General features: G+C 73.9%; 10 protein-coding genes. 5 read left to right on the forward strand and 5 right to left on the reverse strand.

All coding sequences use genetic code 11. The features are described from left to right. Positions 1-23: 23 nt before the first annotated feature. Entirely contained in the window at positions 24-1,475 is a 1,452-nt protein-coding gene (locus AB0F89_RS20010; protein ID WP_367138352.1) for a glycoside hydrolase family 43 protein, read from the reverse strand. 16 nt (positions 1,476-1,491) lie between these two features. Next, positions 1,492-2,889: a family 43 glycosylhydrolase gene (locus AB0F89_RS20015; protein ID WP_367138354.1), complete on the reverse strand. Its 1,398-nt coding sequence runs from the start codon at positions 2,887-2,889 to the stop codon at positions 1,492-1,494. Positions 2,890-3,068: 179 nt separating this feature from the next. Here AB0F89_RS20015 and AB0F89_RS20020 point away from each other — a divergent pair, with 179 nt between their 5' ends. The 3 genes from AB0F89_RS20020 (at position 3,069) to AB0F89_RS20030 (ending at position 8,347) form a co-directional block, all read left to right on the forward strand. Then, entirely contained in the window at positions 3,069-4,973 is a 1,905-nt protein-coding gene (locus AB0F89_RS20020; RefSeq protein WP_367138356.1) for a beta-L-arabinofuranosidase domain-containing protein, read from the forward strand. Between the two features lie 123 nt (positions 4,974-5,096). Next, positions 5,097-5,486, forward strand: a complete 390-nt coding sequence (locus tag AB0F89_RS20025; RefSeq protein WP_367138358.1) for a tetratricopeptide repeat protein — start codon at positions 5,097-5,099, stop codon at positions 5,484-5,486. Beyond that, a complete protein-coding gene (locus AB0F89_RS20030) occupies positions 5,483-8,347 on the forward strand; it encodes a CHAT domain-containing protein (RefSeq protein WP_367138360.1) in 2,865 nt (954 codons plus the stop codon). Before AB0F89_RS20025 ends, AB0F89_RS20030 begins: the two co-directional genes overlap by 4 nt. A gap of 20 nt (positions 8,348-8,367) precedes the next feature. On the opposite strand, the gene AB0F89_RS20035 is transcribed toward AB0F89_RS20030, so the two are convergent. From AB0F89_RS20035 to AB0F89_RS20045, 3 genes are all read right to left on the reverse strand, one after another. Beyond that, positions 8,368-10,386, reverse strand: coding sequence for a molybdopterin cofactor-binding domain-containing protein (locus tag AB0F89_RS20035; RefSeq protein ID WP_367138362.1), 2,019 nt, complete (start codon positions 10,384-10,386; stop codon positions 8,368-8,370). After that, the gene (locus tag AB0F89_RS20040; protein ID WP_367138364.1) at positions 10,383-10,853 is read right to left on the reverse strand and encodes a (2Fe-2S)-binding protein; all 471 of its coding nucleotides are present in this window, start codon (positions 10,851-10,853) and stop codon (positions 10,383-10,385) included. The genes AB0F89_RS20035 and AB0F89_RS20040 overlap by 4 nt, the downstream gene beginning before the upstream one ends. 111 nt (positions 10,854-10,964) lie before the next feature. Beyond that, entirely contained in the window at positions 10,965-12,047 is a 1,083-nt protein-coding gene (locus AB0F89_RS20045; protein ID WP_367138365.1) for a substrate-binding domain-containing protein, read from the reverse strand. A 157-nt stretch (positions 12,048-12,204) separates the two neighbouring features. On the opposite strand from AB0F89_RS20045, the gene AB0F89_RS20050 reads away from it, so the two are divergent. Beyond that, on the forward strand, positions 12,205-13,683 hold the full coding sequence (locus AB0F89_RS20050) for a hypothetical protein (protein WP_367138367.1): 1,479 nt from the start codon (positions 12,205-12,207) through the stop codon (positions 13,681-13,683). Further along, positions 13,680-15,071: a BNR repeat-containing protein gene (locus AB0F89_RS20055; RefSeq protein WP_367138369.1), complete on the forward strand. Its 1,392-nt coding sequence runs from the start codon at positions 13,680-13,682 to the stop codon at positions 15,069-15,071. Before AB0F89_RS20050 ends, AB0F89_RS20055 begins: the two co-directional genes overlap by 4 nt. Positions 15,072-15,080: the final 9 nt, after the last annotated feature.

Genomic DNA, 15,080 nt, shown 5'->3' on the forward strand with positions numbered 1-15,080 from the left:
GCGGCCCCGCCCACCGGGGGGATTCAGCCGGTCAACCGGAACGTGGCGTCGGCCCGACCCGTCGCGTCGGTGATCGGGTCGAGCTTGAGCAGGTTGTCCCGGTGCCGGAGGTAGCGGTCGGGGTAGTTGTGGGACTGGAAGGACGACCAGGACGACGACGCCAGCCCGGCCACCTGGCGGAACGTGGCGTCGGACTTGAACGCCGACGTGCCGTCGTCGGCCGCCAGCACGAAGTCGAACGCGTAGTGCCGCAGGTAGTGGCCGGGGAAGTTGACCGACTGGAACGACACCGTGCCGGACCCGGCCAGGCCGGGCACCACCCGGAACTGCGCGTCCTGCGCCGGGCTCACGTTCGCGTCGATCCGCACGTCGTAGTCGCTGTGCCGGACGTAGCGGTCCTGGAAGTTGTAGGACTGGATCCGGTTGACCGGCGCCGTGCTGCCCCACCTGGCCAGCACCCGGCCCTCCTCGGCGGCGGTCAGGTTCAGGATCGAGCCGTGCCGCTTGCGCGTGCCGCCCAGGGAGTAGTCGGTGCGGGTGGTGAAGTTGCGCGTGCTGCCCAGGTTCGTGGACGTGATCGGCATGTACCCGCGACCGGTCGCGTACTGGTCCAGCCACAGCGCCCACTCGTTGCGCCCGTTGAACTGCGTCCACATCGGGCCCTCGACCACGTTGCCGCCGGTGGCGCCGTTGGAGATGCCCATGTGCGAGAGGTTGCCGATGGTGGTCCACGAGCCGAGCACGGAGTTGCTGCCCTCGACGGTGATGTGGCCGTCGGCCGACGCGCGGTAGTACCGGTAGCCGCCGACGCCGCTCGGCGACTCGACGATCTGGGTGTCGATGATGCCCTGACCGGCTCCGCGGTCGATGTACAGCACCGGCGAGGTGACCGTGCGGAAGTCGGTGGTGCGCACGTAGTAGATGCGGTGCTTCTTGACGCCGTTCAGGGTGGCGTTGGTGGCCCAGTAGACGACGTAGTCGCCGGTGGCCGGGTTGTGGATCGCCTCGGGCGCCCAGGCGTTGCCCGCGCCGGAGATGCCGCCCGCGACGTTCAGCAGGCGCGGCGCGGACCAGTTCACCAGGTCGGTCGACTCCCACACCACCAACGACTTGCTGCCGTTGTTGGCGGCGTCGCTCCACGAGGTGCCACTGGCGATGCGCAGGTCGGTGGCGATGATCCAGTACCGGTCGCCGGCGGGGGAGCGGACCAGCGCCGGGTCCCGGACGCCGCGCGTGCCGACGGTCGACAGCAGCACGGGCGCGCCGTTGTTCAGGTCCGTCCACCGCAGGCCGTCGCGGCTGTGCGCCAGGTGGATCTGCTCGCCGTTCGAGTGCTCGCCGGTGAAGTGGGCCATCAGGTAACCGGTGAACGGCTCCAGCGCCTCGGCCCGGCGGCCGGTGGTCGCCGACCAGGAGGTGAACAGCAGGGCCACGGCGGCGACCAGCGCGCCTGCTCTCGTCAGTGCTCGGGACACGGGTGATCTCCCTTGATCACAGGGTGGGGACGATCGGCGCGATGGCGCCGTCGGCGTTGAACGCCATCCGGTCGATCGCGACCTCGCGGTTGGTGCCGTTGCCGGCGGGCACGGCGAAGCGGTGGTAGGCCACGTGCCAGGTGTCGCTGTTCGGCGCCTTCACCACCGAGTGGTGGCCGGTGCCCTTGATCCCCAGCTCCAGCCGCTTCTGCAGCACGACCGCGCGCTTGGTCCACGGGCCGAGCGGGGACGGCCCGGTGGCGTAGGCGACCCGGTAGTCCTCGTCACGCGTGTCGTTCTCCGACCACATGAAGTAGTAGGTGCCGTTGCGCTTGAACACGAACGAGGCTTCGCGGTAGCCGCTCGGGGTGATGGTGCGCACCGCCGCGGGGTCGAACGAGACCATGTCGGCGTTCAGCGGCACGACGTAGGCGGCGCCGTTGCCCCAGTAGAGGTAGGACTGGCCGTTGTCGTCGGTGAACACCATAGGGTCGATCGCCTGACCGGAGTAGGCGCCCGCCCGGACCAGCGGCCTGCCGAGGGCGTCGCGGAACGGCCCGGTCGGCGAGTCGGAGACGGCGACGCCCAGGTGCTTGCCCGTGTCGCCGGACGCCGCGCCGCCGCTGAAGTACAGGTAGTAGCGGCCGTTCTTGGCCACCACCGCCGGCGCCCACGCGGAGTTGTCCGCCCACGACACGTCCGGACCGTGGTCGAGGACCACGCCGTGGTCGGTCCAGTTCACCAGGTCGGTGGAGGAGAACGCCTTGTAGTAGGCGCCGGCCCAGCCCGCGTAGCCGTCGGTGGTGGGGTAGAGGTAGTAGCGGCCGTTGAAGTTCGCGATGTGCGGGTCGGCGAACAGCCCCGGGATCACCGGCCCCCTCGTGGTCTTCGGCGTCCACGGCGCGGTGAGCCGGAAGGAGCTGTCGGCGCGGAACGCCGCCGTGTCCTGGTAGGCGTCCACCCACAGCTCGTAGTTCCGGTGCCGCAGCCGCCGGTCGGGGCGGTTGAACGGGGTCAGCGACACCGAGCCGGACACCGATCCGGTGGTGGCGCAGAAGGTCGCGTCCGCGCGGAACGTCGCGTCGCCGGTGTTCGCCTCCAGCCGCACCCGCCAGTCGCGGTGCCGGAAGAACTGGCCGTTGGCCGCCTGGAACGAGTAGCACGACGGCGACGCCAGCCCGTTGACGACGGTGACCGTCGCGTCCTGCTTCACCTGCGCCGAACTGCCCGACGTCACCGGGTCCACCCGGCCCAGGTAGTCGGCGTGCCGGACGTAGCGGCCGGGGAAGTTGACCGACTCCAGCGACCGCGCGCCGGTCGGCAGCGGGTCGGCGGAGGCCGGTCCGGCCGGGGTGACGAGCACGGCGGCCGTCACGAGTGACAGCACCGCGCCGACGCGCGCGCGTGGCCGCATGGTCCGCTCCGATCTTCGTTGGCCGGGCGTTCAGCATTGAATTGTTAGCGCTAACAGCAGTGAACAAGAGGTTCGCGGGCACCCGTTTCGATGCCGAGCGAACTCCTTGTGGCTAGCCATGTTATCGCTAACAAGAAAGTGGCCGCAAGACTTGTCCTCGGCGAAAACCCTGCGTTACGGTGCCCGGCACTCGCTCCTCCCACCGGCCGCCGACCCGGTTCACGCGGGCGCTTCCCCCCCTCCACGAATCCTGGAGCCCCCATGTCCTCACACCTGAGCCGACGCGGCTTGCTGCGGGCCGGTGGCTGGACAACCAGAACCGGACCCTGTCCTACCTGCGGTTCGTCGACGTGGACCGGTTGCTCTACAACTTCCGGGCCAACCACAGGCTGTCGACCGGAGGTGCGGCGGCACTGGGTGGTTGGGAGGCGCCGAACTTCGAGTTCCGCACCCACAGCCAGGGCCACTTCCTGACCGCGTGGGCGCAGGCGTGGGCGGTGCTGGGCGACACCACGTGCCGCGACAAGGCCAACCACATGGTCGCGGAGCTGGCGAAGTGCCAGGCGAACAAGGCGGCAGCCGGGTTCAACACCGGTTACCTGTCCGGCTTCCCCGAATCCGACTTCACCACCGTGGAGCAGGGCACGCGCAAGGGCGTGCCGTACTACTGCCTGCACAAGACGCTCGCCGGGCTGCTGGACGTGTGGCGGTTGATCGGCAGCACGCAGGCCCGTGACGTGCTGCTGCGGTTCGCGGGGTGGGTGGACTGGCGCACCGGCCGGTTGTCCTACAGCCAGATGCAGACCACGCTGCGCACCGAGTTCGGCGGGATGAACGCCGTGCTGACCGACCTGTGCCAGCAGACCGGCGACGCGCGGTGGCTCACGGTCGCGCAGCGGTTCGACCACGCGGCCGTGTTCGACCCCCTGGCGGCGACGCGTGAGTACAAGGCCACCGGTGCCACCCGTTACCGCGACATCGCCGCCAACGCGTGGGCCATGACCGTCAACGCGCACACCTACGTCATCGGCGGCAACAGCCAGGCCGAGCACTTCCGAGCGCCCAACGCCATCGCGTCGTTCCTCAGGGCGGACACGGCCGAGGCGTGCAACACCTACAACATGCTCAAGCTGACGCGCGAGCTGTGGGTGCTCAACCCGGACAACGCGGCCTACTTCGACTACTACGAGCAGGCGCTGCTCAACCACCTGATCGGCCAGCAGGACCCGGCCTCCGCGCACGGCCACGTCTGCTACTTCACCGCGCTCAACCCGGGCGGGCGGCGCGGGCAGGCCGGGCCGGTGGTCGGCGGCGGCAGCTTCAGCACCGACTACGGCACGTTCTGGTGCTGCCAGGGCACCGGGATCGAGACCAACACCAAGCCGGCGGACTCGATCTACTTCCACAACGGGGCCACGTTGACGGTCAACCTGTTCACGCCGTCGGTGCTGAACTGGTCGCAGCGGGGGATCACGGTCACCCAGACCACCACCTACCCGGTGAGCGACACGACCACCCTGACCGTCACGGGCAGCGTGGCCGGGTCGTGGACCATGCGCGTGCGCATCCCTTCCTGGAGCGCCGGCGCGACGATCAGCGTCAACGGCGCCGTGCAGGACATCGCCACCACGCCGGGCAGCTACGCCTCGCTGACCCGGTCGTGGACCTCCGGCGACCGGGTCGCGGTCCGGCTGCCGATGCGGGTGGTCATGCGCGCCGCCAACGACAACCCGGGCGTCTCGGCGATCACGTACGGCCCGATGGTGCTGTCGGGAAACTACGGCAACACCGCGCTGAGCGCGCTGCCGGCGCTGGACCCCGCGTCGATCACCCGCACCAGCACCACGGCGCTGGCGTTCACCGCCTCCGCCAACGGTTCCGCGGTCGCCCTGGGGCCGTTCTACGACGCGCACAACCACAACTACACCGTCTACTGGAACGTGTCGGGCAGCGCGGGGTACCGGCTGGTCAACGCCGCCAGCGGCTTGGTGCTGGGCGTGCAGGACATGTCCACCGCCGACGGCGGGCTGGTCGTGCAGTGGGACGACAACGGCACCGCCGACCACCTCTGGCGCTTCATCTGACGCGCGCGCCGACGTGGTTGTCACCGTGATCCGATTGCGGGAACCTGGACGTTCCCGCAATCGGATCGCGGTCCGGGTCGCGGTGGGAGTCGCGGTCCGGGTCGCGGTCGGTGAGGAGGACCCGTGAGGTTCCGTTGGTGGCGGCGGCGCGCGGAGCCGCCGGGTGACGAGGTCTTCCGCGGTCCCGAGGTGACGGTGCGGCAAATGCCGTCGGTGACCGCCGCGCGGCAGGCGGCGGCCGGCGGGTCGCCCGCCGAGATGAACCGGCTCGGCGTGACGCTGAAGCTGGACGGGCGGCACGCCGAGGCCGCCGAGTGGTTCCGCAAGGCCGCCGAGGCCGGGAACGACGACGCGATGGCCAACCTGGCCACGTACCTGATGAGCCAGGGCCGCAACGCCGAGGCCGCGCGGTGGTTCCGGCGCGCGGGCGGGCCGCTGGGCGAGGCGCTGGCGGCGCGGTTGGAGCGGGAGCCGGACCGGCCGACCGACCCGGGCGCCGGGCGAGGTCGGTGAACGCGATCCCGGACGCGTGGGGGTCGCCCGCCCACCACCTCCTGCACACCGCCACCACCCAGGCCGAGGACCACCACGCGGCGTACGAGCGCAGCGGCCGGGTGGAGCACCTGGAGCACGCCATCGCGGTGTTCGAGCAGGTGCTCGCCCTGGCGCGCAACGTCGACCTGCGCAGCGCCGCCGCGAACGGCCTCGGCATCTCGCTGTGGTCGCGCTACGAGCGGACGGGCGCGGCCGCGGACCTGGACCAGGCCGTCGGGCTGTTCCGCGAGGCGCTGGCGCTGTACCCGGCCGAGGAGACCCCGGCCCACCCGGCGTTCCGCGCCAACCTCGCCGGCGTGCTGCGGCTGCGGTGGCGGCGGACCGGGGACCCGGAGGACCTGGCCGAGTCGACGGCGCTGGTCCGGCGGTCCCTCGCCGCGACGTCGCCGGGCAACCCGGCGCGGACGGGTCGCCTGAACAACCTCGCCGACGCGCTGATCGCCCACCACCTGGAGCACGACGACTCCTCCGCGCTGGCGGAGGCCGTCGACGTGTACCGGGAGGCCCTGGCGTCCGCCCCGGAGGGCGACGTCCTCGCCGCGACCCGCGCCAACCTGGCCGAGGCGCTGCGGTTGCGGTACCGCTCGACGCGCGACGTGGCGCTGCTGGACGAGGCGGCCGAGCGGGCGCGGGCGGCGCTGGTGGCGACGCCGCGCGGCCACCCGCTGCGCGCCAGGTTCCAGTCGAACCTCGCGCTCGTCCTGCTGAACCGCTACCAGGCGGCCGACCGCCCGGTCGACCTGGCGGAGGCCGACGAGCTGATCGAGGCCGCGGTGCGGGACACGCCCGCCGGCCACCCCAACCGCGCCGAGCGGCTGTTCACCCGGTCCGGGATCAGGCGGCTGGAGCTGATGCGGGTGTCCGGGCTGCGCGACGTCGACCCGCGCCGGGCCGGCGCCGACGTGCGGACCGGGCGGTCCAGGGCCGAGCGCGCCGCGTTGAACGGCGCGATCCGGGCCGCGCGGGAAGCCGTGGCGGCGGTGCCGCGCGGTCACGTGCTGCGGTCGGGCGCGGTGCTCGGCCTGGCGGCGGCGCTGGGCTTCAAGGCGGTGGTCGAGCGGGACGCGGCGGCGGGCGCCGAGTCGGTCGCGGGCTACCGGGAGGTGGCCGAGGACCCGGTCGCGCCGGCGCACGCGCGGGTCGCGGCCGGTTGGCGGTGGGCCACCACGGCGCTGGCGGGCGGCGCGGACTGGGCGGAGGTCGCGGCGCCGTTCGAACTCGCCGTCGACCTGCTGCCGAGGCTGGCGCCGGACAAGGTGACCCGCGCGGACCGGGAGCGGCAGCTGGCCGCGGTCACCGGCCTGGCGCGGGACGCGGCGGCGTGCGCGATCGCCCGGCGGGACCCGGCGCACGCCCTGCGGTTGCTGGAGCACGGCCGCGGCGTGCTGCTCGGCCGGGCGCTCGACCCGCGGGCCGCGCCACCGGGGTTGGACCCGGACCTGGCCCGCCGGTTCGAGGAGCTGCGGTCCGCGCTGGACCGCCCGGAGGACGTCAACTTCACCCCCGCGCCCGGGCCGGCGCTGTCGGGCGAGGACCGGCACGCGCTGGCCGAGGAGTGGGACCGGCTGCTGGAGGCGATCCGCCGGCAGCCGGGGTTCGAGCGGTTCCTGCGCCCGCCGGAGGCCGCCGACCTGGTCGCCGCGGTGGCCGACCGCGGGCCGGTGGTGGTGGTCAACGTGAGCGGCCTGCGCTGCGACGCCCTGCTGCTGACCGGCGGCCGGGTCGTGGCGGCGCCGCTGCCGCTGCTGAACCTCGCGGACACCGCGCGCCGGGCCGACGCCTTCCACTCCGCCGCGGTCCGGGTCGGCCACCCGTTCCTGCCGCCGGACGTGCAGGAGGAGGCGCGGCGGACGATCGACGAGACGCTGGACTGGCTGTGGCACGCGGTCGCCGAGCCGGTCCTGGACACCCTCGGCCCGCTGCCGCCCGACACCCGGCTGTGGTGGGTGCCGACGGGCCCGCTGGTCCGGCTGCCGCTGCACGCGGCGGGCCGCCGCGACTCACCCGACGACCACGTGCCGGACCGGGTGATCCCGTCCTACGCGCCGACGGTGCGCAGCCTGATCGACCCACCGACCGCGCGCGACTCGACCGACCCGCCGGTCGCACGCAGCCCGGCCGATCCGCCGACCACCCGAACCCCGGCAGCCGACCTGCCGACCGCCCAGAGCTTGGCCGACCCGCCGATCGCGCGCAGCCCGGCCGACCTGCCGACCGCCCGGCCCCCGGCAGCCGGCCCGGTCCCGCTCGTCGTGGCGATGCCCACGACCCCCGGCTACTCGAACCTGCCCGGCGTGCGCGACGAAGCCGCCGCCGTCGCCCGCCTCTTCCCGCGCACCAAGGTCCTCACCGACACCGAGGCGGTGCGCGCCGCCGTGCTCGACGCCCTGCCCCGGCACGACGTGGTCCACTTCGCCTGCCACGCCGTGAGCGCCGCGGACGGCACCGAAGCCGGTCACCTCGTGCTCGCCGACCACGCCACCCACCCCCTCACGGTGGCCGACATCGCCCGCCTGCGACTGGATGACGCCGAGCTCGCCTACCTGTCCGCCTGCGCGACCAACATCGCCCACGAAGACCTGGACGACGAGGCGCTGCACATCGCGGGCGCGTGCCGGATGGCCGGGTTCCGGCACGTCGTCGGCACGCTGTGGGAGGTGCGCGACCAGGTCGCCATGACGCTGGCCACCGACTTCTACACCGCCCTCGCCGCGGGGGCCGACCCGGCGTCGGCCCTCCACGCGGCGGTGCGCGGCGTGCGCGCGGCCAACCCGTCGTCACCCGAGCTGTGGGCGTCGCACGTCCACGTCGGACCCTGAGCGGCTGCCCGACCTCCGGCTCAGCCCACCTCGACCCCGACCGGCATCCCGGTGACCGGCCGCCCGGTGGCGACCGCGACGGCCGCCGCCGCGGGCGGGTAGGCCAGCTCGCCCAGCCCGCCGACCGGCGCGTCCGACGGCACGATCACCACGTCGACGTCCGGCGCCTGGTCGATGCGCGCCCACGCGTAGTCGCGGAACGACGACTGCACGACCCGGCCGTCCCGCACGGTGATCTGCGCGCCGGACACGGTCGACACCGCGTCCATCACGCCGCCCTCGACCTGCGCCCGCACACCGGACGGGTGCAGCGCCGGGCCGACGTCCACGGCCGCGGTGACCCGGCGGACCCGGCCGTCGACGGCGTCCGCGATGACCGCGATCACCGACCCATAGTCGTCGTGGCACGCCACCGCGCGGGTCGCGCCGGACGGCGTCGCGCCCGCCCGCGCCGCCGCCGCGTCCAACGCCCGGCGCAGCCGCGAGTCGGCGGGCAGCAGCCGCCGCCGCAGGTCGACCTGGTCGAGCCCGGCGCGGTGCCCCAGCTCGCTCAGGAAGCACTCCTCGGCGTACTGGAAGTGCCCGGCGTAGACCGCGCGCCAGAAGCCGGTCCGCAGTGGCGCGTTCCGCAGCACCACGTCCACCTGACCGGCCACCCCGTACGGGAAGTGGTCGCCGCTGGCCTTGACGATGGCGGGGTTGTTGAAGAACGGCAGGACGCTCAGCGGCCAGGTCGCGACGGCGTGCGCCCGCCACGTCGGCACGCCGGAGGCGTCGACCACGGCGGACAGCCGGTGCACCGACATCGGCCGGTACGAGTCGTGCCGCATGTCGTCGTCCCGCGTCCACAGCACGCTCACCGGCGCCTTCGCCACCCGCGAGCAGGCGACGGCCTCCAGCACCGGGTCCGGCTCGATCCGGCGGCCGAACGCGCCGCCGGTCAGCGTCGCCTCCACCCGCACGGTCGCCGGGTCCAGCCCGAACTGCCGGGCCAGGGTCGACCGCAGCGAACCGGGGTCCTGGGTGGGCGTCCACACGGTCAGGCCGGTGTCGGTGAGGTGCGCGGTGGAGTTCATCGGCTCCATCGGCGCGTGCGCCAGCAGGGGCAGCCGGTAGGTGGCCTCGAACGCCACCGGGCCGGGCGCGGCCGGCGCGGCGGGCAGCGCGGCCTCCAGCTCCGCGAGCCACTGCCTGCTGTCCGCGGTCGGCGTGCCGCCGCGCCACGTCACGCGCAGCGCCGCCCGCCCGCGCAACGCCTCCGGGGTCGACCGGGCGATCACCGCGACACCGCCCTGGCCGGACGTCGCCGGGTCCAGCGCCGTCACCGCGACCACGCCGGGCACGGCGAGCGCCGCGCCGTCGTGCACCGAGTCGACCACCGCGCCGATCCACTGCGGTCGCAGCACGACCGCCACCAGCGAGCCGGGCGGCCGGGTGTCGATGCCGTACCGGGCTTTGCCGGTCACGATCGCCTTCGCGTCCACCCGGCCGGACCCGGTGCGGCCCAGCAGCCGCCACCGCGCGGGCGGGGTCAGCTCGACCGGCACGGTCGCCGGGTCCAGCGCCGCCGCGTCGCGCACCAGGCTCCCGTACCGCAGCACGCGGCGGCCGTGGTGGACCGCGCCGTCCCGCGCCGAGCACTCCTCGACCGGCACGCCCCAGCGCCGCGCGGCCGCCGCCACCAGCAGGCAGCGGGCCGTCGCCGCGGCCCGGCGCAGCGGCTCGTGGAGCTGCCGGGCGGAGAACGAGTTGCCGACGCCCTGCGACCCGAACCGGGCCGTGTCGCCGGGCGCCTGGTCCACCCGGACGTCGTCCGGCTCGACCATCAGCTCCTCGGCGACCAGCAGCGCGACCAGCGTGCGCACGCCCTGCCCGGAGTCCGGCTTCGGCGCGGTCGCGGTGATCCGGCCACGCCCGTCCAGCCGGACGAAGACGTTGGGCGCGAACTCCGCCGGCGTCGCCCCGGCCAGGCCGGGCAGGACCACCGGCACGGACACCACGAGCGCGCCGCCCAGGAACGCGCGCCTGCTGACGCTCACCGGTCACCCCGCTCGATCTCGGCCGCCCGCCGGACCGCCGCGCGCACCCGCGCGTACGTCCCGCACCGGCACACGTTGTCCCGCAGCGCGGCGTCGATCTCCGCGTCGTCCGGGTCCGGGTTGGCCGCGAGCAGCGCGACCGCCGACATGATCTGGCCGGGCTGGCAGTAGCCGCACTGCGCGACGTCCAGCTCCAGCCAGGCGCGCTGCACCGGGTGGTCGCCGTCGTCGGACAGGCCCTCGATGGTGGTGACCCGCCTGCCCTGGGACTCGGCCACGGTCGTCACGCACGGCCGCGCCGCCCGGCCGTCCAGCAGGGACGTGCACGCGCCGCACGCGCCGACGCCGCAGCCGTACTTGGGGCCGAGCAGGCCCAGCTGTTCCCGCAACGCCCACAGCAGCGGCGTGTCGGCGGGCAGGTCCACCTCGCGCCGCTCGCCGTTGACGTGCAACCGATACCGGCCCACCGCGGCCTCCTCTGCGTCCGGTGCCCATCGTGGTGCGGTGTCGATCGGCGGGCAATCATTCGTTCAGTCGCTGAACGGCGGCAGCGGTGCGGCCGTCAGGCGGTTGCGCGCCTACTCCGGGCAGTTCCGGGACGCGCCGCAGGACTCGCGGACGGTCAGGCTCGGCCACAGGGCGACGCGGTGCGCGGGCCGGTCGAGCGGGTCGGCGGCCCGTGCCAGGGCGAGCTGGGCGGCCAGCGCGCCGAGCCGGTGCTTCTGCGGCCGGACGGCGGTCAGCGGCGGGTCGGAGGCGGCGGCGACCTCGTCGTCGTAGGACACCACCGCCAGGTCGCCGGGCACGTCCAGACCGCGGTCGCGGGCCCGGTCCAGCAGGCCGATGGCCTCGCGGTCGGCGTGCACCAGCAACGCCCGCACCCCGGCCCGCGCGCACCGGTCCAGCACCTCGTCGCAGGCCGACGCCCACCCCGGCGACCCGTACGGCGGCACCTCCACCGCGGGCGTCCCGTCCACCGGCATGTCCAGCGAGGACACCGCCGCCGACCACCCGGCCCGGATCGCCGCCTGGTGCGGGCTGCGCCGCGACAGCACCAGCCCGACACCGCGGTGCCCGAGCGCCGCCAGGTGCCGGACGGCGAGGCCCGCGCCCGAGGCGTGGTCGGTGACGGCGGCGTCCAGCCCGATCGCCGGCAGCTCGGGCGGCGGCATCCGCTCGATCAGCACGACCGGCACGCTCAACCCGCTCAGCCACCGCACCAGGTCCAGCCCGGCGGGTCCGGTGGTGCTGGGCGCGACCAGCAGGGTCCGCACGCCCCGTTCGAGCAGCTTCACCACCTGGCGGCGGTCCTCGGCGGCGTCGTAGGAGGACGTGCGCAGCGCCAACCGCCCGCCCGAGGCGGCGACGGCGGCCTGCGCGCCCTGGATCACGGCCGGCCAGTAGTAGTCCTCGGACGGCGCCACCATGCCCACGAGCAGGTGGGCGGTGCGCGCCGACGTCGGCGGCGGGTCGCCGTGGCCGGGCACGGTGATGCCGCCGTGCACGCGGAAGACCAGGCCCTGGTCGGCCAGCGCGGTCACGTCGCGGCGGACCGTCACCGCCGTGACACCGAGCTGGTCCACCAGGTCCGCGAGCCGGACCACCCGTTGGGCCCTCACCGCCGCGAGGATCAGTTCACGCCGCTGCGCCGCCAGTCGCATTTCGGTCCCGATCGACTGTGATCGTTCCTGTTCGATTCGTTGACCTCGGACTATGCCACGGACTGGAGTGCTGTTCAGCACTCCAGCGGGGGAACGACAGCAGCTCCCCCCGACCGCCCGCCGTCGCCCGAACCCCACACCTGACTAGGAGTTCCCCATGCGATCACCGGGACAGCTCAGCCGCCGGGCCCTGCTCGCCGCGGCCGGCGCGACGGTCGCGGGCGGCGCGCTGGGCGCCGGCGTGGCCGCGGCCGACGCGACCGTCGGCGTCGACCCCGCCGCCGGCCAGGGCACGTGGGAGGGCTGGGGCACCTCGCTGGCGTGGTGGAGCACCGTGTTCGGCGACCGCGACGACTTCGCCGACCTGTTCTTCACCACGAACACCGTCACCTACGCCGGCGCGGCCCTGCCCGGCCTCGGCCTGAACATCGCCCGCTACAACCTCGGCGCCTCCAGCTGGAACGCCGTCGGCGGCGAGCGCATGGTCGCCTCGCCGAACATCCCGCGCTTCAAGCAGGTCGAGGGCTTCTGGCAGGACTGGACCAACGAGGACCCGGCCTCCTCCGCCTGGAACTGGAACGCCGACGCCAAGCAGCGCGCCGCCCTGGTCAAGGCGACCCGGCGCGGCGCGATGAGCGAGCTGTTCGCCAACTCCCCGATGTGGTGGATGTGCAACAACCACAACCCCTCGGGCGCGGCCAACGCCAGTGACAACAACCTCCAGCCGTGGAACCACCGCCAGCACGCCCTGCACCTGGCCGTCACCGCCCGCCGCGCCCGCGACCAGTGGGGCGTCGACTTCCGGACCGTGGACGCGTTCAACGAGCCGTCCTCCGCCTACTGGCACGCCAACGGCACCCAGGAGGGCTGCCACGTCGACGCCACCACCCAGCGCGGCGTCATCGGCCACCTGCGCGCCGAGCTGGACCGCCTCGGCCTGACCGGCACCGGGATCTCCGCCTCCGACGAGACGTCCTACGACCTGGCCCGCACCACCTGGAACAGCTTCGACCAGACCACCAAGGGCCGGGTGCGGCAGGTCAACGTGCACGGCTACCAGGGCCTCGGCGGTCGGCGCGACCTGCTCGGCAACGACGTGCGCGCGTCGGGCAAGGCGCTGTGGAACTCCGAGCACGGCGACGGCGACGGCTCGGGCCTGCAGACGGCCCGCTGCCTGCTGATGGACTTCCGCTGGCTCAAGCCGACCGCGTGGTGCTACTGGCAGGTGATGGACCCGACCGCGGGCTGGGGCGCGATCCGCTACGACGGCGGCTCCGGCCAGCCGGGCGCGGTGGAGACGAAGCTGTACGTGCTGGCCCAGTTCACCCGGCACATCCGGCCCGGCATGACGATCCTCGGCACCGGCGTCGACTACGCCGTCGCCGCGCACGACCCGGCCGCGCGCCGGTTGGTGGTCGTCGCGGCCAACACCGGTTCGGCGCAGACGCTGACGTTCGACCTGTCCCGGTTCGGCCAGGCGCCCGACGGCGTGGTGACCCGGTGGTCGACGCTCACCTCCGGCCCCGGCGACCGGTACACCAGGCGGCAGGACCTGCGGGTCGCCGGCAAGGCCCTCCGGGCGCCGTTCGCCGCCGGCGCGGTGCAGACGTTCGAGGTCGAAGGGGTGGTCCGGTGAAGACGCCGGTCGTGGCCGCCGCCGTGCTGGCCCTCTCCCTGGTGCACCCCGTCGCCGCGCACGCCGCCCCCGGCGTGACGCTGCTGTCCGACACGCAGCTCGACCCGTCCGCGCTGTACTTCGTGTCGTACGACGGCCTGGTCAACAACAACTCGTTCCAGGACGCCCTGATCACCTACAACGGCCACCAGTACGCGGCCTGGTACACGTCCAGCCGCAACGCCGTCGTCGCCCGGCGGGCGCTGGGCGGCAGCTGGCAGAAGGCGGTGCTGCCGCACCGGCTCAGCGCCAACGACTCGCACAACGTGATCTCACTGGGCATCTCGCCCCAGGACGGCGTGCTGCACGTCGCGATGGACACCCACAACACGCGGCTGCACTACTCGAAGTCCGTCGCGGGACTGGCGTCGCAGCCGGGTTCGCACCCGTGGTCGCCGTCGCTGTTCGGGACCGTGCAGCGGACCTTGGGCGGCGTCGAGCTGGGCAACATGACGTACCCGCAGTTCGTCGTCACGCCCGAGGGCGCGCTGCAGTTCAGCTACCGCACCGGCGGGTCCGGCAACGGCGTGAACGAGCTGGCCGAGTACACCGGCGGCACGTGGCGGAAGCTGGGCGCGTGGTCGTCGGCGACCGGGAACCACACCGGTCCGAACGGCGTCGTGTCCACGACCCGCAACATGTACCTGCACGGCCTGACCTACGACCGGCGCGGCCGGCTGCACGCCGCGTTCACCTGGCGCGAGGGCAACGCGGGCGTGCTGTGCGACCCCGGCGGCCTGACCAACCACGACACCGGGTACGTCTACAGCGACGACCGCGGCCGGACCTGGCGCAACGCGGCCGGCGCCGTCGTCGGGACCACCGGCGGCACGCGGGTGTCGGTCGGCTCGCCCGGCCTGGTCGCCGACCCGCTCGACCCGAACCACGGCCTGATGAACCAGGAGGCCCAGGGCGCCGACTCCACCGGCACGCCGCACGTGGTGATCAGCTACGTGCCCGGCCGGTTCACCCAGTGCGTCTCGAACTACGCCCAGCAGCGCACCCAGTACGGCCGCACGTTCCACGTCGTGCGCAACGCGAACGGCACGTGGACCAAGCGCGAGGTCCCGGTGCCGCCGGGCAGCACCCAGCGGACCAAGCTGGTGTTCGACCGCGCCGACAACGCCTACCTGGTGATGCCGCGCGGTCGGATCGTCTCGGCGAGCCGGGCCGCCGGGTGGACCGACTGGACACTGGTGTTCGACCAGCCGTCGATGAACGCGTTCGGCGAGGTCAACGTGGACACGTCGCGGGTGGCGGTGGACGGGGTGCTGTCGTTCCAGTACCAGGTGCGCTCCAGCGGCACCACGCCGTCGGCGATCCGGGTGGCCGACTTCCGCCTGGGGTGAGGCGGGCGC

The sequence above is a fragment of the Saccharothrix sp. HUAS TT1 genome, assembly GCF_040744945.1.
In the GTDB taxonomy this organism is placed as follows: Bacteria; Actinomycetota; Actinomycetes; order Mycobacteriales; family Pseudonocardiaceae; genus Actinosynnema.

Excerpts from the sequence above, each read along its gene's own strand:
- AB0F89_RS20015 (WP_367138354.1), bottom strand. The coding sequence starts at position 2,889 with ATGCGGCCACGCGCGCGCGTCGGCGCGGTGCTGTCACTCGTGACGGCC.
- AB0F89_RS20045 (WP_367138365.1), bottom strand. The coding sequence starts at position 12,047 with ATGCGACTGGCGGCGCAGCGGCGTGAACTGATCCTCGCGGCGGTGAGG.
- AB0F89_RS20050 (WP_367138367.1), top strand. The coding sequence starts at position 12,205 with ATGCGATCACCGGGACAGCTCAGCCGCCGGGCCCTGCTCGCCGCGGCC.